Annotated in this window: 18 protein-coding genes; 6 read left to right on the top strand and 12 right to left on the bottom strand. The window is 67.9% G+C overall.

The genetic code is table 11. The features are described 5' to 3' along the window. Positions 1-147 precede the first annotated feature (147 nt). The 4 genes from ABH915_RS18070 (at position 148) to ABH915_RS18085 (ending at position 6,125) form a co-directional block, all read left to right on the top strand. Positions 148-1,440: a CynX/NimT family MFS transporter gene (locus tag ABH915_RS18070; protein ID WP_370123923.1), complete on the top strand. Its 1,293-nt coding sequence runs from the start codon at positions 148-150 to the stop codon at positions 1,438-1,440. After that, complete coding sequence (locus tag ABH915_RS18075; RefSeq protein WP_370123926.1) at positions 1,437-2,117, top strand: FadR/GntR family transcriptional regulator; 681 nt, start codon at positions 1,437-1,439, stop codon at positions 2,115-2,117. The genes ABH915_RS18070 and ABH915_RS18075 overlap by 4 nt, the downstream gene beginning before the upstream one ends. A gap of 314 nt (positions 2,118-2,431) precedes the next feature. Beyond that, positions 2,432-3,328 (top strand): polyphosphate kinase 2, encoded by an 897-nt coding sequence (gene ppk2, locus ABH915_RS18080; protein ID WP_370123929.1) that lies wholly within the window; start codon positions 2,432-2,434, stop codon positions 3,326-3,328. 28 nt (positions 3,329-3,356) lie between these two features. Further along, positions 3,357-6,125 (top strand): cation-translocating P-type ATPase, encoded by a 2,769-nt coding sequence (locus ABH915_RS18085; RefSeq protein WP_370123932.1) that lies wholly within the window; start codon positions 3,357-3,359, stop codon positions 6,123-6,125. A 93-nt stretch (positions 6,126-6,218) separates the two neighbouring features. Here the strand turns inward: ABH915_RS18085 and ABH915_RS18090 are convergent, their stop codons facing one another. After that, positions 6,219-6,755 carry a hypothetical protein gene (locus tag ABH915_RS18090; protein WP_370123934.1) on the bottom strand — a complete coding sequence of 179 codons (537 nt, stop codon included), beginning with the start codon at positions 6,753-6,755 and terminating at the stop codon, positions 6,219-6,221. A gap of 242 nt (positions 6,756-6,997) precedes the next feature. Between ABH915_RS18090 and ABH915_RS18095 the strand changes: the two genes are divergently transcribed. Continuing rightward, positions 6,998-7,858, top strand: a complete 861-nt coding sequence (locus ABH915_RS18095) for a DUF1206 domain-containing protein (protein ID WP_370123937.1) — start codon at positions 6,998-7,000, stop codon at positions 7,856-7,858. Between the two features lie 112 nt (positions 7,859-7,970). Then, the gene (locus tag ABH915_RS18100; RefSeq protein WP_370123940.1) at positions 7,971-8,552 is read left to right on the top strand and encodes a hypothetical protein; all 582 of its coding nucleotides are present in this window, start codon (positions 7,971-7,973) and stop codon (positions 8,550-8,552) included. Between the two features lie 24 nt (positions 8,553-8,576). Here the strand turns inward: ABH915_RS18100 and ABH915_RS18105 are convergent, their stop codons facing one another. The 11 genes from ABH915_RS18105 to ABH915_RS18155 form a co-directional block, all read right to left on the bottom strand. Continuing rightward, on the bottom strand, positions 8,577-9,578 hold the full coding sequence (locus tag ABH915_RS18105) for a DNA topoisomerase IB (RefSeq protein WP_370123943.1): 1,002 nt from the start codon (positions 9,576-9,578) through the stop codon (positions 8,577-8,579). A 171-nt stretch (positions 9,579-9,749) separates the two neighbouring features. Continuing rightward, positions 9,750-11,228, bottom strand: coding sequence for an FAD-dependent oxidoreductase (locus ABH915_RS18110; protein WP_370123946.1), 1,479 nt, complete (start codon positions 11,226-11,228; stop codon positions 9,750-9,752). 89 nt (positions 11,229-11,317) lie between these two features. Beyond that, entirely contained in the window at positions 11,318-12,604 is a 1,287-nt protein-coding gene (gene cobA / locus ABH915_RS18115; RefSeq protein WP_370123949.1) for a uroporphyrinogen-III C-methyltransferase, read from the bottom strand. Positions 12,605-12,835: 231 nt separating this feature from the next. Further along, on the bottom strand, positions 12,836-13,132 hold the full coding sequence (locus tag ABH915_RS18120; RefSeq protein ID WP_018775159.1) for a putative quinol monooxygenase: 297 nt from the start codon (positions 13,130-13,132) through the stop codon (positions 12,836-12,838). Between the two features lie 213 nt (positions 13,133-13,345). Next, a complete protein-coding gene (locus ABH915_RS18125) occupies positions 13,346-14,284 on the bottom strand; it encodes an ABC transporter permease (RefSeq protein ID WP_370123952.1) in 939 nt (312 codons plus the stop codon). Further along, the gene (locus ABH915_RS18130; protein ID WP_370123955.1) at positions 14,274-14,999 is read right to left on the bottom strand and encodes an ABC transporter ATP-binding protein; all 726 of its coding nucleotides are present in this window, start codon (positions 14,997-14,999) and stop codon (positions 14,274-14,276) included. Before ABH915_RS18130 ends, ABH915_RS18125 begins: the two co-directional genes overlap by 11 nt. Positions 15,000-15,043: 44 nt before the next feature. Next, positions 15,044-16,222 carry an ABC transporter substrate-binding protein gene (locus ABH915_RS18135; protein ID WP_370123957.1) on the bottom strand — a complete coding sequence of 393 codons (1,179 nt, stop codon included), beginning with the start codon at positions 16,220-16,222 and terminating at the stop codon, positions 15,044-15,046. A 283-nt stretch (positions 16,223-16,505) separates the two neighbouring features. Next, positions 16,506-17,942, bottom strand: coding sequence for a sulfate adenylyltransferase subunit 1 (locus ABH915_RS18140; protein WP_370123960.1), 1,437 nt, complete (start codon positions 17,940-17,942; stop codon positions 16,506-16,508). Next, the gene (gene cysD / locus ABH915_RS18145; RefSeq protein WP_370123962.1) at positions 17,942-18,889 is read right to left on the bottom strand and encodes a sulfate adenylyltransferase subunit CysD; all 948 of its coding nucleotides are present in this window, start codon (positions 18,887-18,889) and stop codon (positions 17,942-17,944) included. The genes ABH915_RS18140 and cysD overlap by 1 nt, the downstream gene beginning before the upstream one ends. Beyond that, positions 18,886-19,596, bottom strand: coding sequence for a phosphoadenylyl-sulfate reductase (locus ABH915_RS18150; protein WP_370123964.1), 711 nt, complete (start codon positions 19,594-19,596; stop codon positions 18,886-18,888). The genes cysD and ABH915_RS18150 overlap by 4 nt, the downstream gene beginning before the upstream one ends. Continuing rightward, positions 19,593-21,338 (bottom strand): nitrite/sulfite reductase, encoded by a 1,746-nt coding sequence (locus ABH915_RS18155; RefSeq protein ID WP_370123966.1) that lies wholly within the window; start codon positions 21,336-21,338, stop codon positions 19,593-19,595. The genes ABH915_RS18150 and ABH915_RS18155 overlap by 4 nt, the downstream gene beginning before the upstream one ends. Between the last annotated feature and the right edge of the window lie 20 nt (positions 21,339-21,358).

Below are 21,358 nucleotides of genomic sequence, written 5' to 3' on the forward strand. Positions count from 1 at the left end.
ACCAAGCAACGCGGGGTCACTTAGCGCCCATTCCGGGCCGCACAATGGGCGCTAAGTGACCCCGCGTTGCATTTTGCGGGTTGTCACTTGCCGAGATATTCGCCACTAAAGGCTGAGTCTCAAACATCAAACGTCTAACCTTTAGCTATGGCTAGCAGCACTGCGATTTCCGCACCTTCCCAGACAGCTCCACCCGGCGCGGTCCGCCCGCGCCGCGTGATCGTGGCCGGCGTCGTGGCGCTCGTGCTCATCGGACTCAACCTGCGCGCCGGCATCACCGGCGCTGCCGCGCTCTTCCACGACCTGCAGGCTGTCCTGGGTTATGGCCCGCTGATCGCAGCCCTGCTCCCCTCAATCCCCACGCTGTGTTTCGCCGTGGCCGGTGCTGCCACGTCCTGGCTTACCCGGCAGCTGGGGCTGGAAAAAGCCATCCTGCTCTCCCTCGCGATGCTGGCGGCCGGGCTGCTGCTCCGCGGCGTCCCGTCCACCGGGATGCTGCTGGCCGGCACCGTGGCAGGGATGTCCGGGCTGGCCATCTGCAACGTGGCCATGCCCTCCTTCATCCGGGTGCACTTCGCGGACCGCACGTCCCTCATGACCGCCGTCTACACGCTGACCATGACCACGGGCGCCACCGCCACCGCCGTGCTGATCGTTCCGGTGGCCCAGGCCCTGGGCTCGCCCTCGGCGGGCGTCGGCGCGATCGGATTCCTGGCCCTGGGCGCCTGCCTCGGCTTCCTCCCGATCGCGGTACACGCCCACCGGAACGCTTCCGCCGGCAAGGCTGCCCGGGTTTCGCCATGGCCCCTGCTGCGGACCCGCACGGGCGCGCTGATCACCCTCGGCTTCACGGTGCAGGCGCTCCTGGCCTATGCCGTGCTCAGCTGGTTCCCCTACATGCTGGCCACCATGGGCCTCACCGCCTCCGACAGCGGGCTCATGTTCGGACTCATGCAGCTCGTCTCCGTCCCCGCCGGCATGGTGCTGGTGGCCATCGGCTCACGCCCCCGGATGTTGCGGACGGCGTTCTACCTTGCCACCGTGACCATGGCCCTGGGCATCCTGGCCATGCTGGTCCTGCCCCCTGTCTGGTCTCCACTGACCGCTGTGCTGGTCGGCTTCGGACTCGGCATCTTCCCGCTGGTCATGGTGATGATCAGCCGCAGCGGCCGCAGCACGGCCGAGACCACCGCGCTGTCCACCGTGGCCCAGTCCGCCGGGTATCTGCTGGCGACGCTCGGGCCGTTCGGCATGGGCCTGTTGCACAGCGCCACTAATTCCTGGACGCTGCCCCTGGCCCTGCTGCTGGCCGTGGCCCTCGGCCAGATCGCGGTAGGCCACCTCCTCTCAGCGGGACCGAAGGAGCTGCGGGCCAGGGAACTGGCGGCCAAAAAGCTGCGGGCGGCCACCCCGCACTCCTCGGAAGGAACCCGGCGATGACCCTCACGGCTTCGCACCGGCCACCGCTGGCGGAGGAAATCACTGCCAAGCTGCGGGCCCTGATCCACTCGGGCGAGTGGCCGCTGCAGCAGCGCATTCCGGCCGAACCTGAGCTGATGGCCGCGTTCGGGGTCTCCCGTGGCACCCTGCGCGAGGCCATCAAGGCGCTCGCCCACAGCGGAATGCTCGAGGTCCGCCGCGGGGACGGCACCTACGTCCGCGCGACGAGCGAGATCGCAGGCGCCACGCAGCGGATGTATCAGGACCACTCCCAAGAGCACATCCTCGAGGTCCGTGTCGGGCTGGACACCCAGGCGGCCCGGCTCGCTGCACGCCACGCGACGGCCGACGACCTCATTGCCCTGCGCGGTTTGCTCACCGCCCGCCGTGCCGCCTGGCTGGCCGAGGACTACGCCGCGTGGGCCCGGGCAGACTGGGACTTCCATGCGCGCGTGGCGCAGGCGTCCGCCAACCCGCTGCTGCATGAGCTGTATGTCAGCTTCGGCAGCGTATTCCACAATGACCTGCTCCGCCAGCAGCGGCGGGGAGGCTTCAACGGCCTGCCGGAGGAGGGCCACGACGAACTCGTGGCCGCGATTGCCGCCCGCGACGAGGCGGCCGCCGTCGAGAGCGTCACCCGGAACCTGAATTCCTGCGCGGAATGGCTCCAGGAGTAGCCCAAGGGATTCCCAAGGTGAACGGAAGATGCTCTGTCTCAGTGGCGGCCGCCACCCGCGCACCGGCCTCGCGACCGGGCGGGTTCCCGCCATCATCGGCGTCAGCGCCGAGTCCAGACGGCCGGCCCCTGCGCCCAGCAGCAGGGGCCGGCTCGACTGGGCCACCCGGTTCCGCGGGCGCCCATTAGGGTCTTAGTGCCGTAGACCGGACCCCAGCCCCGGTCAACACTAAGAGTGGCAGGACGCCGCACGAGGGTGCCCGCGATAAGTGCATTTGCGCGCTGGTCCCCGGGCCGAGGTGCCGGTCTCGTTGGATGACAGTCTCGCCGGTGTCGCAGCGTGTGGTTTACCTCAGCAAGTACGTCGCGAGGAGGTCGATGGTGGGCAAGAAGAAGAAAAAGACCAAGGGCTCCGACGCAGAGGATGAGCGCGCCGGGCAGAAGATGCCGCGCAAGAAGTACGAAGCGGAGATGGCCGTCCTGCAGGGTGAACTGGTCGCCATGCAGGAGTGGGTGAAGTCCACCGGAGCCAAGATCTGCATCGTCTTCGAAGGCCGCGACACGGCCGGCAAGGGCGGCACCATCAAGCGCATCGTCGAGCGGGTGAGCCCCCGGGTGTTCCGCGTGGTGGCGCTCCCCACACCGACCGAGCGGGAGAAGTCGCAGATGTACCTCCAGCGCTACATGTCGCACTTCCCGGCGGCGGGCGAGGTGGTCATCTTCGATCGCAGCTGGTACAACCGTGCGGGCGTGGAGCGGGTGATGGGTTTCTGCACCCCGGAGCAGACCCAGAGGTTCCTCGACATGACTCCGATGGTGGAGAAGGCGATGGTCGACTCCGGCATCATCCTGCTCAAGTACTGGCTCGAGGTCAGCGCGGACGAGCAGACCAGGCGGCTCGAGAGCCGCATGGACGATCCCCGCAAGACCTGGAAACTCTCCCCGATGGACCTGAAGTCCTACAAGCGGTGGTACGACTACTCCCGGGCCCGGGACGCCATGTTCGAGGCGACCGACACCGCCTGGGCACCGTGGTACGTCGCGCACAATGACATCAAGAAACGCGGCAGGCTGAACGTCATCAGCCATATCCTCAGCCAGGTGCCCTACGAACCGTACCCGGGGCTCGACGTCGAACTCCCCAAGCGCCAGAAGGCCGGCGATTACACCGAGCCGGCACTGCCCGTCCGGCACATCCCCACCCCGTTCTAAGCAGCGCCCCGGCGATGAGGAGGAAGTCATGAGCGACGATCCCGGAGCAGTAGCGGGGGTGGCCCCGGCGGAGGCGGACGCGAGCTGGTACGCGCTGGCGCCGGCGGAAGTGGCGGCCGAGCTGAAGGTGGATCCGACTGGAGGGTTGAGCCCGGGAGAGGCGCAGCAACGGCTGCAGGAGTACGGCCCGAACGCCCTGGCCGCCGCAAAGCAGGAGCCGGTGTGGAAACGGTTCTTCAAGCACTATCAGGACTACATGCAGATCGTCCTTGTGGTCGCCGCCCTGGTCAGCTTGCTGATCGCGGAATACGGAACCGCCATTGGTCTGGCCCTGCTGACGCTGTTCAACGCGTGGCTGGGCTACCACCAGGAGGGCAAGGCCGAGGAAGCCGCCGCCTCCCTGGGGCAGATGATGAAGGCCATGGCCAAGGTGCGCCGCGACGGTGACGTTGTGGAGCTCCCCGCCGAACAGATCGTCCCCGGCGACATCGTGGTGGTCGACGCCGGTGACCGCGTCCCGGCGGACGGCCGGATCATCCTGGCGGCAACCCTCCAGATCGAGGAGGGCGCCCTGACCGGAGAGAGCGTCGCCGTCGAGAAGGACACCGAGACCATCGGCCGGCACGACGTCGGCATCGGCGACCGCCTGAACATGGCATTCATGAACACGAACGTGACGCGGGGCCACGGCGAAATCCTCGTCACCACCACGGGCATGGGGTCGGAGGTCGGCCACATCGCCCACATGCTGTCCGGACAGAAGGCGGAGAAGACCCCGCTGACCAAGCAGGTGGACCGGCTCACCATCTTCATCATCGTCGCGGCCCTCTTCGCGTTTATCGCCATCGTCGTGATGGGCCTGGCCTCGGGCGAGTCCTTCGCGGTGCTCTTCGGAATCGGTGTGGCGCTGGCTGTCGGCTCCATCCCGGACGCGCTGCCCGCCGTCGTCACTACCATCCTGTCCGTCGGGTCGGTCAATATGGCCAAGAAGAACGCCATCATGAAGGTTCTCCCTGCGGTCGAGACCCTGGGCTCCACGTCGGCGATCAACTCGGACAAAACGGGCACTCTGACCCTGAACCAAATGACGGTTCGCGAGATCACCACAGTGCAGCACCACTACACCGTCAGCGGTGAAGGCTACAGTTTCGACGGCCAGATTCAACGGACCACCGGCGACGCCGAGCGGGACCTGGACTACGTGATGTACTCCTGTGCCCTGTGCAACGACTCCGATATCAACGACGGCGAGGTGGTCGGGGACCCCACCGAGGCGGCACTGTACGTGCTCGCGCAGAAGGGCGGCGTGGACGTCAGGGAATTCCGCCGGAACAACCCGCGTGTGGCGTCGGTACCGTTCGATTCCGATTACAAGTTCATGGCCACGTTCCACCGGATGCCGGGGGCCGATGGCAGGCCCGTGATCCGGGCCTACGTGAAGGGGGCACCCGACGTCCTCCTGAGCAGGTCCTCTTTCGGCCGGATGCCGGGCGGCCGCTCCGAGCGTCTCACCGACGAAATGCGGGGCAAGGTGCTTGCCGAGAATGACCGCATTGCCAGCCAGGGCAGGCGGGTGCTCGCCCTGGCGCAGCGCGAGTTCGACCCGGCGACGTTCCAGCCTTCGGGTGACCTGATGGCGCTGATGCAGGACCTGGAGATTTCGGCGCTGATCGGCGAGGTGGACCCGCCGCGCGCCGAGGCGGTGGCCGCCATCGCCAAGGCAAAGCACGCCGGCATCCGGGTCCGGATGATCACGGGCGACCACGCCGTCACGGCGGCGGCGATCGCCGAGGAACTGGGCATCAGGGGCCGTGCGGTGACCGGGGCCGAGTTCGCGGCCATGAGTGATGCGGAGGCTGACAGCCAGGTGGACGGGATCGGCGTGATCGCCAGGGTGGCCCCCGAACACAAAGTCCGGCTGGTCGAGGTGCTCAAGCGCAAGGGCCACGTCGTTGCCATGACCGGCGACGGCGTCAACGATGCCCCGGCGATCGCGGCGGCCGACATCGGGATCGCGATGGGCATCACGGGCACCGACGTCGCCAAGGGCGCGGCCAAAATGATCCTGGCTGACGACAACTTTGCCACCATCGTCGCGGCGGTCGAAGAGGGCCGGCTCGTGTACGACAACCTGCAGAAGTTTATCCGGATCCAGGTCGCCAACCTGTTCATGTTCATTCTGGCGTTCATCGGATCCTCGGCGTTCGCCATCGCAGGCACGGCCCTGCTCAGTCCGGCTCAGGTGCTGTGGATCCACATGGCGATCGTCGCCCCGATCGGGGCGGTGATGGGCCTGGATCTCGCGACGCCGGGCATCATGGACCGCAAGCCCCGGCCCTTCAATCAGCCGATCCTCGTCAGGTCGATGATGGTGCGCCTGTTCGTCGTCGGGCTTTTCATGGCGGCCGCGACGCTGATCCTCGTGCAGATCGGCAAGACCACCTACGGTTCCCTCGAGGTCGGCCAGACCATGGCAATCGTGGGTCTGGGCCTCATGAACATCTTTGTCGCCCTCAACCTCCGGTACCCCACGGAGAGCGCCTTCGGGCCCGCCACGGTGTCCAACCCGAAGCTTCTCTGGGCATTTGCGTGGGCCGTCCTCGGCTCGATGCTGATCACCCAGATGCGGGTATTGCAGGATCTGTTCGGCACCGAGCCGCTCACCGGCCAACAGTGGCTGCTCTGCCTGATACCGGGCGTCGTGCTGCTGCTCCTCGGCGAACTCTTCAAGATCATCCTGCGGGCCCGGCAATCGAAGGGCCAGGCCGCAGTCTCGGCTCCCCCCGTTCCGGCGTGAGAGTACGGTTCCGGCGTGAGCGGACCTGCCACTGGTAGGGCCGGAACGCGATGTTCCGGCCCCTCCAGTGGCATTTACCGGGTTGTGCCGGGGCTAGCGGACGAGGCCCTTCAGGACGTTCTTGGGGCGCTGCATCTCGCCGTGCTTGGCGCCGAGAACAATCACCCAGCCGGCGAACACGGGGATGGCCCACTGAAGCATCTTGAGCTGCTGCTGCGCGGAACGGAGTTCCTCGGAAGCGCCCGGCTTCGGCTCGGTGGCACCCTGGGCGCCCTCGGCGGCCAGTTTTTCGACCTTGGCTCCCTGCAGGCCCGCGTACAGGGTCACAGCGGCACCGGCGAGGGTGACGACGGACTTGTAGACGCTCAGCCGCGTGACGCCGTCCTGCTTGGCCATCCGGCCCTTGTTCTCCCACATGACGGCGAGGCCCGAAAGGAAATGCGCCCCAAACGCCGCCGTCTGGTACGGCGCCCACTTCTTCCAACCCAGGCTTGAGAGGCGGGTACGTTCCGCCGGGTCCTTGGCAACAGCCGTAGCACCGTTGAGCCCAATGGCGCCCATCAGGGAACCGCCGAACCAGGCGGCTGCCGTCAGGTCGTGAATGGATCGGGCAACAAGATTACCTGCCATGTTGAGCTTCCTATCGTCTGTCTTCGAATCCGAATCGCAGGGGCAGCAAGGCTGCCGGTCCGCGGCATGTCCACGAGCGGGGCCATGACCCGGCTATGGTAAGCACACTTACCAAAAACGCGGTAGTCCACCGGCTGCCACTTCGCCGCGCGTAGAATCGGCGGGTAGACACACCGCCGCCGGGACACCGCCGGGGCACCGCCGGGGCACCGCCGGGGCACAACACTGGTCCACCGGACCAGATGAGGTTTGGCAGCATCAACGTGGCAGAAGAAAAGTCCGGGATCGAAGCCGCCATCGGCGACGCCGTCGACACTGCGGAGGCGGCGTCGAACAGTAGCGTGCTCGACGTCGTCGCACGTTCGGGATTCGCCGTCATGGCAGTGCTTCATATCGTGATCGGAGCTATCGCCGTCGCCCTGGTCCTGGGCGCGCCGGGCCAGGCCGAACCCACCGGCGCCATCGAACAACTCGCCGCCAACCCCTGGGGGCCGGCCGTGATGTGGGCGGCCTGCATCGCCTGCGCGGGCCTCGCGCTCTGGCAGCTGAGCGAGGCGACGCTCCGGGGCCGCCACCTGCCGCGCCGGGAACAGCTGGGCAAACTCATTTCCTCCGGCTTCCTTGCCATTGCGTACGGGAGCGTCGGGCTGAGCTTCGCGGGCTTCGGGCTCGGCCAGCGCGGCGATTCGGGCGAGTCGACGCGGGATTTCAGCACCGCGCTGGTCCAGTCACCGTTCGGGGTCCCGGCCCTGGTCGGCCTCGGGCTCACCATCATGGGAATCGGCGTGTATTTCATCGTCAAGGGCTTCGGGAAGAAATTCAAGGAGGAACTGCAGCATTTCGAAGGGACTCGCCGCGGCAAGCTGATCAGCGTGCTCGGCGTCACCGGCCACGTGTCGAAAGGGCTGGCGCTGATCCTGACCGGGCTGCTCTTCGTCATCGCCGCGGCGACTAACAACCCCGACTCCTCCACCGGCCTGGACGGCAGCCTCAAGGCGCTCAGGGGCCACCCCTTCGGCCCATACCTGCTCCTGGCGATCGGGGCGGGGTTCATTGCCTACGGCGTGTTCGCGCTGGTCCGGGCGCGCTTCGGCCGGATGTAGCCGCAGGCCCGGGTGGAGATTTTCTTGTTGGCATCCGCCCGCGGGACTATCGTGGACATACCCCGGGCCGGGCTGGGACGGCCACCGGCGGCAGGTCTCGCAGAGGTATGTCATGAGTTACGTTCCGGTGAGCCGACGCACCCTCCGACGGCACCGTGAATCTGAGCGGTCCACGCGGCGGCTCGTTGCCGCCTTGTCCGTCGCGGCCGCTGCGGCCTGGCTGCTGTCCGTCACGTTGTCCACCGCGGTCCATGTCGATACCTATGTCCACCATGTGGCCGTCGTGCTGCACGTGCTGTCGATGGTGGTGGCCTTTGGCGCCGTCATCCTGGTGGACTGGCACGGGTTCCTGTGGCTGATCGGCAGACGCGACCTGGCCGAAACTATCAGGCTCGATGGTGCGGCGACACCGCTGATCTGGGGCGGCTTGGCCGGCATGCTGGCCACGGGCGTGTTCCTGAACCCACACCTGAACAACCCGATGACGGACCTCAAGCTCGCCGCCGTCCTTGTGCTCAGCCTGAACGGGATCATGCTCATTCCGCTCATGCGGCGGCTGGCCAGACTGACGCCCGATGCCTCGTTCGAGGCCCTGGCCGTCGGGCAACGGGTCCATCTGCTGCTGTGCCTGGTGATCTCGCAGCTGTGCTGGTGGACTGCGATCGTCATCGGGTTCATCAACGCCGAGTTCTGAGGTGTTGCCAACGCCGCCGGGGTACTAGCCCACGGCCTTCCGCAGCGGCACCACGTCGCCTTCCTGGTACAGCAGGGCGCGGATTTCGGACTCGGCGGAATCCAGCCGCCTCGGGTCGATCGTCTCCCCCGCCGCGAAGTGGTCCAGCAGCCGTGGATCCACGTAGCTTTTCCGGGCGATCGACGGCGTGTTGCCCAGGACCGCGGCCGCGTCCTGCATGGCCTGGCTCACCGCGCTCTTCCGGGCCGAGACTTTCGCCTGCGGGCCGCTTTGCGCCAGGCTGACCGCTGCCGCCGCCGTCCCACGAAGGGTGCGGAAGTCCTTCGCGGTGAAGTCCTCCCCTGTGCGCTCCTTGACGTACTCGTTGATGTCCGCGCTCGACACCGGATGCCAATTGCGGCCGTCCTTGTAGGCCAGCAGCCTGGCGTTGCCGCCGCGGCGCTTGAGCTGGCGCACGACGGCGGCAAGGTCGGCGTCGTCGATCCGTGACTCCCAGGTCTTGCCGCTCTTGGCCGGGAAGCTGAGCCGGAGTTCGTTCTTGCGCACCTTGACGTGGGCGCAGAGCAGCGTGGCGAGGCCGTGGCTGCCGTTTTCGTTGGTGTAGCGCTCCGAGCCGACGCGCAGCGATCCGCTGTCAAGCATCCGAAAGGCGGCCGCCAGCACGCGTTCCCGGGTCAGGCCTTCCGAGCGCAGGTCCAAGGTCACCAGGCGGCGTGCGGTCGGCAGGGTCTCGGCCAGCTGCAGCGAACGGTCGAACTTCAGCCGGTCTTTCCGTTCCCGCCAGCTCGGATGGTAGATGTACTGCCGCCGGCCCACCGCGTCGACGCCCGTGGCTTGGATATGCCCGTTGTCGTACGGGGCGATCCAGACGTCCGTCCAGGCCGGCGGGATCCCGATGCCCTCGAGCCGTTCCCGCACGGGGCCCGGCGGCAGGGTGGAGCCGTCCAGGTCCTTGTAACTGAACCCGGTGCCGGCGGGAACCCTGCGGTATCCGCGGCCGGACGCGTTGCTGTGGCGGAGCCTCACTGGCCCGATCCTGCGCCGGGGGTCTGCATGCGCTGCTCGTTCATGACGGTAAGCCTACTGACTACCCGGCGGGATTGCGCCGTTAACACACAACGCGGGGTCATTTCGCGCCCGTCCCGGAGGGGATTATGGGCGCGAAGTGACCCCGCGTTGCAGTTGCGAGGCGGGCGTTTAGACCTCTGCGGCCACTCCGCCGCGGGAAATTTCCACCATGTCCTCGCGCGGAACCACCTTGATGCGCTCGCGCTGGACGGCGACGCCGTGCGACCCGCCGGCGGCGGTGGCCTTTTCTCCGAGGGCGCGTTCGTGCTCGTCCAGAGCCAGCCAGCCTTCCCAGCTGGTGTACTCGACGCCGCGGCCCGCCAGGAGCTCGACGATCGCCTCGGGGGCAGGCGACGCGGCCACCGGCAGGTTTTCGCGGTCCTCGAGCAGGTAGGTCACGGTTTCGAGGGCGTCACCCTTGGTGTGGCCGATCAGTCCCACCGGCCCGCGCTTGATCCAGCCGGTCGCGTAGAGCCCCGGCACGTGGCTGCCGGCGGCGTCCAGAACGCGGCCGCCGTCGTTCGGAACAACGCCCTTGCTGTGGTCGAACTCGACCTCGGGGAGGGCGGAGCCGAAGTAGCCGATGGCGCGGTACACGGCCTGGACCGGGTAGTCGACAAACTCGCCGGTGCCGCGGGCGTTGCCGGTACCGTCCAGCTCGGTGCGCTCGAACTTGATCCCGGCGACGCGGCCGGGGGTCCCGGCGTCGTCTGTTTTTTCTCCGTAGATCTCGACGGGGCTGTGCAGGAAGTGAAGGTGCAGCCGGCGGGACGCGGTGAGCTCGGAGAGGTCCTCGGGCTGTTCGGCGATCCAGTTGGTGAGCGTGCCCACCATGGTCTTGGTCTGGTTGTTGCTCTGGATCTGCCGGTCCGATTCGGCGTCGAACTCGAAGTCCTCGGCGTAGAGGATGATGTCCACGTCCTTGGAGTGGGAGAGTTCGCGCAGTTCCAGGGGCGTGAACTTGACCTGGGCCGGCCCGCGCCGGCCGAACACGTGCACGTCCGTGACCGGCGAGGACTTCAGGCCGGCGTAGACGTTGTCCGGGATTTCGGAGACCAGGAGGTCGTCGGCGTGCTTGGAGAGCATGCGGGCCACGTCGAGGGCCACGTTGCCGTTGCCGATCACGGCGATTTCCTTGGCCTCCAGCGGCCAGTCGCGGGACACATCGGGGTGGCCGTCGTACCAGGACACGAAGTCGGCGCCGCCGTACGAGCCCTCGAGCTCGATGCCGGGGATGTTGAGGTCCGCATCCTTGATGGCGCCGGTGGCGAAGATGATGGCGTCGTAGTGGGTGCGGAGGTCATCGATGGACAAGTCCGTGCCGTAGTCCACGTTGCCGAAGAACCGGATGTCGCCGCGGTCCAGGACCTTGTGCAGGGCGTTGACGATGCCCTTGATGCGGGGGTGGTCGGGGGCCACGCCATAGCGGATCAGGCCGTAGGGTGCCGGGTAGCGGTCGAAGAGGTCGATGCTGACGGTGAGCTCGCCGCTCTTGACGGCCTCGCTCTTGGTCAGAATGTCCGCGGCGTAGACGCCGGCGGGACCGGAGCCGACGACGGCGACGCGCAGCGGGCGGGCGGCGGTTCCTACGGGGGTGCTAGTTGACACGGCTGTGTTCCTTTTTTCTTCTGCATCCGTTGCTCCACAAACGCCCTTTTGGGGCTTGATAACGGCAGTTATGGAGCAATCGACGGGTGTTAGGGGGTCAGTACGCGGGTCTTGGTGGTGCGGGGAGCGTTCGGGGAGGTGGTGCTGTAGTCCGCGGTCTTGAAGTGCGACGGCGCGAACGGGCTGACGCGGACCACGTCGCCGATCACGATCACGGCGGGGTTCGCTACGCCTGCGGCCTCCGCCTGGTCCGCGATGGTCCCGAGGGTTCCGATGGTCACCCGCTGGTTTGGCAGGTATCCATTCTCTACGATGCCAACAGGCGTCTGAAGAGGCAAACCGGCGCGGGCCAGGGAGGCCGCGGAATCGCGCAGCTGGCCCACGCCCATGAGCAGGATCACAGTGTGGTCGGCACGGGCCGGAACTTCTGCGAGTTCCTCGTGGCCGGTGACCACACTGAAGCCTTTGGCGAGCCCGCGGTGCGTGACCGGGATGCCGGCGGCGGCTGGGACGGAGATGGCCGACGTGACGCCGGAAACCACTTCAACCTCGACGCCGTGCTGCCGGCAGAATTCGGCTTCCTCGCCGCCGCGGCCCAGCACATAGGGGTCGCCGCCCTTGAGCCGGACCACGCGGTGGCCCTGCAGGGCTTCCTCGACCAGGATCCGGTTGATCTCGGACTGTGGCACCGGATGGTGGCCGGGGGTCTTGCCGACCTCCACCACGCGGACGTCGGGGGCCAGTTCGGCCAGGAGTTCACGCGGGCCGAGCCGGTCCGCCACCACGACGTCGGCCTGGCCAAGGAGCCGGCGGCCGCGGACGGTGATGAGTCCGGTGTCGCCGGGGCCGCCGCCCACGAGGGCCACGGATCCGGGAGTTGCCCCCGTCCCGGAAAGACGGTGCCGGCGCAGCGGCAGGTCTCCGGTGGCCAGGGCGGTGGCGACGGCGTCGCGCAAGGCCATGGCGCGGCGCGGGTCACCGCCGGCGTTGACGGCGATCTTGACGTCGTCCACCACGGCGACGGCGGGCGTCCAGGCGGCGGACGCTTCGTGGTCGGAGGCGTTGACGCACCAGATGCGTTGCGCCTCGGCGTCGGCAGAGACCTGGGCGTCCACGGCGGCGTCGCCGGTGGCGGTCTGGACAAACCAGACGCCGTCGACGTCGGAGGGCCGGTACGGGCGGGGCTCCCAGTTCAGGAGGCCAGCGTCGGCGAGTTCAGCCAGCGCCGGGCAGGCAACCGGTGCCACGACGGTGACGCGGGCTCCGGCGTCGAGCAGGCCCTTAGTACGCCGGGTGGCCACCGGTCCGGCGCCGACCACCAGCACTGGACGGCCGAGGAGGCGCAGCGCCGTGGGGTAAATGTCCTGAATTGCCATGCATCGACGATAGGGCGGCGTCACACAGCGGAACAACGGTGCGGCAACACCAGTTCACGCAAGGTAACGCCGCGTCACATAATTGCGGGCTCCTGTGGGCTCATCCGGGTTCAACTGGTCAGGCTGGGAGCGGTCCGGGGGCACTTTGACGTCTGGAGCAGTCATCTCGGGCCAGAATGACGGCGTGTCCTCGCCAATGTGCCCTCGCCCCGCCGGAGCACAGGCCTGGGCCTACTTCACGGCGATGAGTTCGATGAGTTTGATGTCGGGATCCTTGGCGAGCAGGGCGGGACCGTGTTCGCCGAGTGCGGCAGGAATGGCCCCGCCCAGGTGGGCCTGCCGGTCCTCCTCGGTATCGAAGGTGTCGAAGATGCCGAAGGTGTTCTCGTTGACCCGGAAGGCATACCAGGTGCGCGTTCCGGGCTCGTTGAGCACGATCTCCCGCCCTCCGTTCAGGAAGTCCCAGACGTCTTGTTCCTTCCCCGCTTTGGCTTCGACCAGGGCCAGCACGCCAAATTTTGCTGCCACAGCGACCTCCTAGGAATCGGGCTTTGCATCAGCCGTGGAAGGGGCCGCAACCCGGCCTCTAGGCGCGAGTGTAGGCCCGTGCCCGTGCCCGGGCAAGGAGTCATCGCAAAAGCAACGCGGGGTCACTTACGGCCAATATCCCTTGGGTTTATCGGCCGTAAGTGACCCCGCGTTGCTTTTGATGGGGCGGGGTGGTGGGGCTGGGCGGCGGGCCTAGCGGGTGCTGCCGGCCAGGAGGCCCCGGCGGCGGAGCAGCCGCTTTTCAATCGGGGCGAACACGAGCAGTTCGATCAGGATTCCGACGGCGAGGATCAGCAGGATCGCGGCCATGACGATGGTCATGTCGGACAGGACGCGGCCCTGGTCCAGCATGGAGCCCAGGCCGAAGCCGATCGTGCCGCCGACGGCGATGATTTCCGCCGCCATGAGCGAGCGCCACGAGAACGCCCAGCCCTGCTTGAGGCCACCGAGGTACCCGGGCAGGGCCGCCGGCAGGATGATCTGCAGGGCCAGCTGGAGCCGGGACGCACCCAGGACCTTTCCGACGCTGCGGTACTGCGGCGGAATCTGGTCCACACCGGAGATCAGGCCGTTGATGATCGAGGGAATGGCACCCATGAACACCACGAAATACACGGTGGCGTCCGTGATCCCAAACCAGAGAATGGCGGCCGGCACCCAGGCCACCGACGGCAGGACCTGCAGCCCGGAGATCAGCGGCCCGAACGCGCGGCGCAGCGGTGCCACCTGGGCCAGCACAAGACCCACCGGCGTCGCGATCACCACGCTGATCAAGAAGCCCACGACGCCGCGCTGCAGCGAGGTCCAGACGGCCTCTTGAAGCTTGCCCTCGCTCCACAAGGTTCCGACCTGGCCGACGACATCCAGGGGGCCGGGCACGACGTCGCGCCGCTTGAAGCCGAGGGAGACGTACAACTGCCACAGGATAATCAGCACCGCGAGCGCAGCCACCGGCAGCAGGATCCGGCTCCAGTCGATGCGGACCTTGCGGATGGAGTCTGACTGCAGGGAATCGAGGCCCGCTTCGAGCTCGCGGAGATCTTCCGTGCCGGTGGAGGACCGGGTCAGCGCGGCATGGACTTTGCGGGTCTCGGCCGGGGCTTCCGCCACGGGTAGCTGGTTACTTGGCATGGCGGCGGATCTCCTCGCGTAGCCGGGCGGTGATTTCGCCGGTGAGCTGGCCGGCCAGTCCGGCGTCGGTGCGGTGCTCTTCGCTGACGTGCCATTCCCGCACCACGCGGCCGGGCCGGGAGGACAGCAGCAGCACGCGCTGGCCAAGCCGGACGGCCTCGCGGACGTTGTGGGTGACGAAGACGATGGTCCGGCCGGTTTCCTTCCAGATGCGTTCCAGCTCGTCATGGAGCAGGTCCCGCGTGATGGCGTCCAGGGCCGCGAACGGCTCGTCCATGAGGAGCAGCTGGCGGTCCTGGGCCAGCGACCGGGCCAGCGACACGCGCTGGCGCATCCCGCCGGAGAGTTCGTGGGGCCGTTTGTCCCCCGCGCCGCCCAGGTGCACCAGGTCCAGCAACTCCCCTGCCCTGACCCGGCGATCAGCTTTCCCGACGCCGCGGAGCTTCAGGGCCAGCTCGATGTTTTCCCGCGCGGTCAGCCAAGGAAACAGTGCGGCGTCCTGGAACATGAAGGCGGCGCCGTCGCTGGGCACTTCCAGGGCCCCCGACGTCGGGGCCTCCAGTCCCGCCATGATGTTGAGCAGGGTGGACTTGCCGCAGCCGGAGGCACCGAGCAGGGCGACGAACTCGCCCTGCCCGATGGTGGCGTTGACGTCGTCCAGCACCGGCGTGCCGGCGCCGAAGCGCTTGCCCAGGTGTTCCAGTACGACTGGCATGGTCTGGTCCTTACTGTTGTGGCGGGTGGCTGGAGGCCGGGGAGCTACTCTTTGCCGAGCCCTTCGGCGGAGATCTTCTTGCCGGCCGCACTCTCGCCCAGAACACTGTTGAGCGCCGTGAGGTCGAAGATGCCGTTGATGTCGGCCTGCTTGGTGGTGCCGGCGTCGATGCCGTCCTGAAGCAGTTTCTTGTACGTCCCCGCGAGCGGGTCGGTGGTGAAGACAATGTTCTTCAGGGACCTGTCGATGACGTCCGCCGGCAGCGCCTTGCCGGCGGCTGCCTTGAGTCCGTCATTGAGGACCGTGGCTTTCTCGGCGGCGGGCGCCGCGTTGAGCCAGTCCACGGATTCGACATGGCCCTTCAGCAGCGCCTGCACCGTGGCAGGGTGCTCGGCCGCGAACGTCTTGTTGACGATCAGGACGGTGGTGACGAACTCGCCCTTCTCCCACAGGTCCTTCTCGTCGACCAGGACCTTCGCGCCGGCCTGCAGCACCAGGCGGGAGGCCCAGGGCTCGGGCAACCACGCGCCGTCGAGCTTGCCGTCCTGGAACAGCTTGAGGGTCTGCGCGTTCTCGGTCGGGTTGATCGAGACGTCGCCGCTGCCGTCCGTGGAGGTCTTGAACCCCTGCTTGCCGAGCCAGGCGCGGAGGGCCACGTCCTGCGTGCCGCCGAGCTGCGGCGACGCGAGCGTCTTGCCCTTCAGGTCGGCGGCCGAGTTGATGCCGGGCTTGACCACCAGCTGCGCTCCGCCGGCCGTGGCGCCGGCGATGATGCTGATGGATTGGCCGTTGCTCTTGACATAGGAGTTGATGGCCGGGTTGGGGCCGATGTAGGTGGCATCGATGGCGCCGGCGTTCAGGGCCTCGATCGCGGCCGGGCCGGCGTTGAACACCTGCGTGCTGAGCTTGGTCGCCCCGAGGTCCTTGGCGATGAACCCCTTGTTGACACCCACCAGGGCCGGGGCGTGGGTGATGTTGCCAAAGTAGCCAAGCTTGAGCTCGGTGGCCGGGCCTGCGTCCGCCGCGGCCGCTGCCGGGGCGGTTTCCGGGCTGCGGGACAGCGAGGATGCCACGGCGGCGCCGGCGCCGATCAGGAGCACGAGCCCCGCGACGAGGGCAATCTCCAGGGTGCGCTTGCGTTTGGGTTTGCCGGTCTCGCCGGCGACGATCCGGGTGGTGCCGGGCTGCGTGCCGGGCCCGGGGTTTTCGGGGGTGTGAGACATGGGTGAAGTCCTGTTCTGGGGGTGTGCGGAAGGGCCGGGCGGATGGTCAGCGCCGGCGACATCGCCCCTGGAAGTCCCTGCGGGGGAGGCCGGGGAACCGTTCCTGTGTCTTCATTCATTCACCATAGGGAGTGTCATATTCGGGGTTCAACGGCCCCGGAAACCGGGGGTCACGCGGGTTCACGCAGCGTCACATTCGGCCCCAAAAGAGGGCAGCTTGTTTCCCGGACCACCGCCAATGGCGACCGACCGGGAAACAAGCTGCGCCCGTGTGACACGTGGCCTAGATCGAGTAGCGCTCGTCCTCGTGGTCGCCGGGGTGGCCGTTGACCAGGCCGGCGGCGAGGGTGTTGCCGTCCAGCGGGTCGATCACGAGGAACGCCCCGGTGCGGCGGTGGTGCAGGTAGTTCTCCAGCGGAAGCGGGGCGGCGAGCCGAAGCTGGGCGTGCCCAATGTCGTTCAGCTCCAGGGTGGTGGTCGGCTCCAGGCCGAAGCTGGCGAGGTCCAGCTTGCCCGTCACGTTCCGGACCAGCGCCTGGACGGTGCGGGTGCCGTGCTTGACCAGGACCTTGGCGCCCTCCCGGAGCGGTTTGGGCGAGAGCCAGCACAGCGCGGCGTAGAGGTCTGCCGATGCTTCAGGTGTTTTGCCACCGGCGGGACCGGCGGCCGCGATCGTGTCACCGCGGGCAACGTCGAATTCATCCGCCAGACGAAGGGCCACGGACTGCGGCGCTGCCGCCTCGGTGAGCTCGCGGCCAGCGAAGTCGATCCCGGTGACTATGGTGGTGCGCGGCTCCTGGCCCGGGGTCAGGATGCTGACCTGGTCCCCCACCTTGACCGAGCCTTCGGTGATCTGGCCGGCATAGGCACGGTAGTCGCGGTACGCCTCCGGATCGAGGCCGCCGGCGATGGCATCCGGAGCCAGCGCGCCCTGCGGCCGGACCACCAGCTGGACCGGGAAACGGAAGCTCTCGAGGTGGCTTTCGAGTTCGTCCGCGGCCGGCAGCGTCTCGAGGACTTCCAGCAGCGCCGGGCCGTCGTACCACGGGGTGCGCTCCGAGGCATCGACCACGTTGTCCCCCTCGAGCGCGGACACGGGGATGACCCGGAGATCCGCCACGCCATCGGAACCGAGCCCGAGTTCGCGCCCGACCTGCTGGACATCCGCCTCGATCTCGCGGAACACGTCCTCGCTGAAGTCCACGAGGTCGATCTTGTTCACGGCGACGATCACGTGCGCCACCCGCAGCAACTGCAGCACGGACAGGTGCCGGCGGGTCTGCTCCAGGACACCCTTGCGGGCATCGATGAGCACGACGACGGCGTCCGCGGTGGACGCGCCGGTCACCGTGTTCTTGGTGTACTGCACGTGCCCGGGGCAGTCCGCGAGGATGAAGCTGCGGCGGTCCGTGGCGAAGTAGCGGTAGGCGACGTCGATGGTGATGCCCTGCTCGCGTTCCGCGCGCAGGCCGTCGGTCAGCAGGGCGAGGTCGATCGCTTTTGTGCCGGTGGCCCCTTCGCCGCCGAAGCCGCGGTCCGCGGAGGTGCGGGCGACGGCGTCGAGCTGGTCGGCGAGGATCGCCTTCGAGTCGTGCAGGAGCCTGCCCACCAGGGTGGACTTGCCGTCGTCGACGGAGCCTGCGGTGGCGAAGCGGAACAGTGTGGTGGGCAGCGCCGCGGAGACCAGGTCCGGGCCCGGGAGAAACGTTTCCGTGCTCATTAGAAATAGCCGTCCTTCTTGCGGTCTTCCATGGCGGCCTCGGAGATGCGGTCATCGGCCCGGGTGGCGCCACGTTCGGTGATGGTGGAGGCGGCAACCTCAATGACGACGTCGCGCACCGTGGCGGCGTCCGATTCCACGGCGCCGGTGCAGGACATGTCGCCGACGGTCCGGTAGCGGACGGTCTTGGTGATGACTTCCTCGTGTTCGCGCGGCTGGGAGACCTCGCCGACGGCGCGCCACATGCCGTCGCGGGCAAAGACTTCGCGGCGGTGGGCGTAGTACAGGCCCGGCAGCTCGATGTTTTCGCGCTCGATGTAGCGCCACACGTCCAGTTCGGTCCAGTTGCTGATCGGGAACGCGCGGACGTGCTGGCCCACGGTGTGCCGGCCGTTGTAAAGGTTCCACAGCTCGGGCCGCTGGTTGCGGGGGTCCCACTGGCCGAACTCATCGCGAAGGCTCAGGATCCGTTCCTTGGCCCGGGCCTTGTCCTCGTCCCGGCGGCCGCCGCCGAAGACGGCGTCGAACTTGTTGCGCTGGATCGCATCCAGCAGCGGCACGGTCTGCAGCGGGTTCCTGGTGCCGTCGGCACGCTCGGCCAGCTCACCGGAGTCGATGAATTCCTGGACGGAGCCCACGACCAGCTTCAGGCCCAGCCGCTCCACGGTGCGGTCGCGGAAGTCGATGACCTCGGGAAAGTTGTGCCCGGTGTCCACATGCAGCACCGGGAAGGGGACCTTGCCCGGCCAGAACGCCTTCGTGGCCAGGTGCAGCATCACCACGGAATCCTTGCCGCCGGAGAACAAGAGGGCAGGCTTCTCGAACTCGGCGACCACCTCGCGGATGATGTGGATGGCCTCGGACTCAAGGGTGTCCAGGCTGGAGAGTCGTGTGGAAACGGGAGCGTCGTTCACCTGCGTGGGCTCCTCAGTCAGGAAAGTGCTCATACGTGTAGTCCGCATTCTGTCTTGTCGGTTCCTGCCCAGCGTCCGGCGCGGGGGTCGTCGCCGGGCGCCACCTTGCGGGTGCAAGGCTGGCAGCCTATGGACGGGTAGCCCTGTGAAAGCAGCGGGTTGACGGGAAGAAGATTGTCGTCGGAGTACTGCACCAGCTGGTCGAAAGACCACGCCGCCACCGGGTTGACCTTGACCAGGCCGTTGGCCTCGTCCCAGGTGACCAGCGGCGTGTTGGTGCGGGTGGGGGCCTCGTCGCGGCGGACCCCGGTGAACCAGACCTCGTAGCCGGCGAGGGTGCGGCGCAGCGGCGCCACCTTACGCAGGGCGCAGCACTGCGCGGGGTCGCGGGCGAAGAGGTCCTTGCCCAGGAGCCGGTCCTGCTGCTCCACGGTGTTCTCCGGCAGCACGTCCACGACGTTGACGCGCAGGTTGGCTGCCACCTCGTCGCGTGTCGCGTGCGTCTCCGGGAAGTGGTAGCCGGTCTCCAGGAACAGGACGTCGACGCCGGGAAGCTGGTCCGCGACCAGCGCCGGGAGGACCGCATCCGCCATGGAGCAGGCGACGGCGACCGTCGGCAGCTCGAAATTGCGGGCCACCCAGGCAATGACGTCGCGGGCCGGGGCGTCCCAGCCGAGCTCGGCGGCACCGGCCTCGGCGAGGGCCTTGAGCTCGTCGTGGGTGCGGAGGACTGCGGTCACTGAAGGTCACCTTCCTCCGCGGCGAAGGCCCACTCGGCGAAGCTTTGGCCCTCGGAGCGGTCGGCGACGAACTTGCGGACCACGCGTTCAACATAGTCGGGCAGCTCCCCGGCCGTGACCTTGAGTCCCCGGACGGTGCGGCCCAGGCCTGCCTCCTCGCGGCTGTCGGACGCGAGCCCGCCGCCGAGGTGGACCTGGAAGCCCGGGGTGGGGTCGCCGTCGGGTGTTGGCAGCATCATGCCCTTGAGGCCGATGTCCGCCGTCTGGATCCGTGCGCAGGAGTTGGGGCAGCCGTTGATGTGCAGGGACAGCGCCTGGGGCAGCTGCTTGCTCTCGGCGAGGTCGGCCAGGCGGCGCTCCAGTTCGGCAACCGCCGTCGCCGCGGTCACCTTCGTTTCCACGATGGCGAGCTTGCAGAACTCGATGCCGGTGCAGGCGATGGTGCCGCGCCGGAACACGGACGGCCGGGCGGACAGGCCCAGCGCGTCGAGCTCGGCCACGAGCGGGTCCACCTCGTCCTTGGGCACGTCGAGGACCACGAGCTTCTGGTGCGGGGTGGTGCGCAGGCGCTGCGAGCCGCGGGCCTCCAGGGTGTCCGCGAGCTTGACCAGCTGGCTGCCGGAGAGGCGGCCGGCCAGCGGGGTCGCGCCGATGAAGAACTTGCCGTCTTTTTGTTCGTGCACGCCGATGTGGTCGCCGGGTGTGGAGGGCTTCGGGGCGGCCGGGCCGTCGGCGAGCTTGTAGCCGAGGTATTCGTCCTCGAGGACCTGGCGGAACTTCACCGGTCCCCAGTCGGCCAGCAGGAACTTCAGGCGGGCCTTGGTGCGCATGCGCCGGTAGCCGTAGTCGCGGAAGATGCTGGTGACGCCGAGCCACACGTCGGCAGCCTGGTCCGGCCGGACGAAGGCGCCGAGGCGCTTGCCCAGCATGGGGTTGGTGGAGAGCGCGCCGCCCACCCAGAGGTCGTAGCCGATGCCGAGTTCGGGGTGGACCAGGCCCACCAGGGCGACGTCGTTGATCTCGTGCACCACGTCCTGGCTGGGGTGGCCGGTGATGGCGGTCTTGAATTTGCGCGGCAGGTTGGCCAGTTCCGGGTCCCCGATGAACCGCTCGGCGAGTTCCTGGATCAGCGGCGTGGGGTCGATGATCTCGTCCTTTGCAATGCCCGCCACCGGGGAACCGAGGATCACGCGGGGCACGTCGCCGCAGGCTTCCGTGGTGGACAGCCCCACGCCCTCGAGCCGGCGCCAGATCTCGGGCATGTCTTCGACCCGGATCCAGTGCAGCTGGATGTTCTGGCGGTCCGTGAGGTCGGCCGAGTCGCGGGCGAAGTCCACGGAGATCTGACCGATGACGCGCAGCTGCTCGGTGGTGAGCGCACCGCCGTCGATCCTGACCCGGAGCATGAAGTATTTGTCTTCGAGCTCGTGCGGTTCGAGCGTGGCAGTCTTGCCGCCGTCGATCCCGGGTTTGCGCTGGGTGTAGAGCCCCCACCAGCGGAAGCGGCCGTGCAGGTCCGTGCCGTCGATCGAGTCGAAGCCGTGCTTGGAGTAGACGGACTCGATACGCTCGCGGACGTTGAGGCCGTTGTCTTCCTGTTTCCAGGTCTCGTTGGCGTTCAGCGGCGTGGTGCCGTCCACTTTCCACTGCCCGTGCGGCTTTGCGGCCGGGCGGGAAGGGCGCTTGGTGCGGCCGGCGGCAGCCTCGTCCGTGGACGCTCCGGCTAGAGCTGTATCAGTCATGCATCGACTGTAGGGGCGGC

The organism is Arthrobacter sp. MW3 TE3886 (assembly GCF_041262145.1).
Lineage (GTDB): Bacteria > Actinomycetota > Actinomycetes > Actinomycetales > Micrococcaceae > Arthrobacter.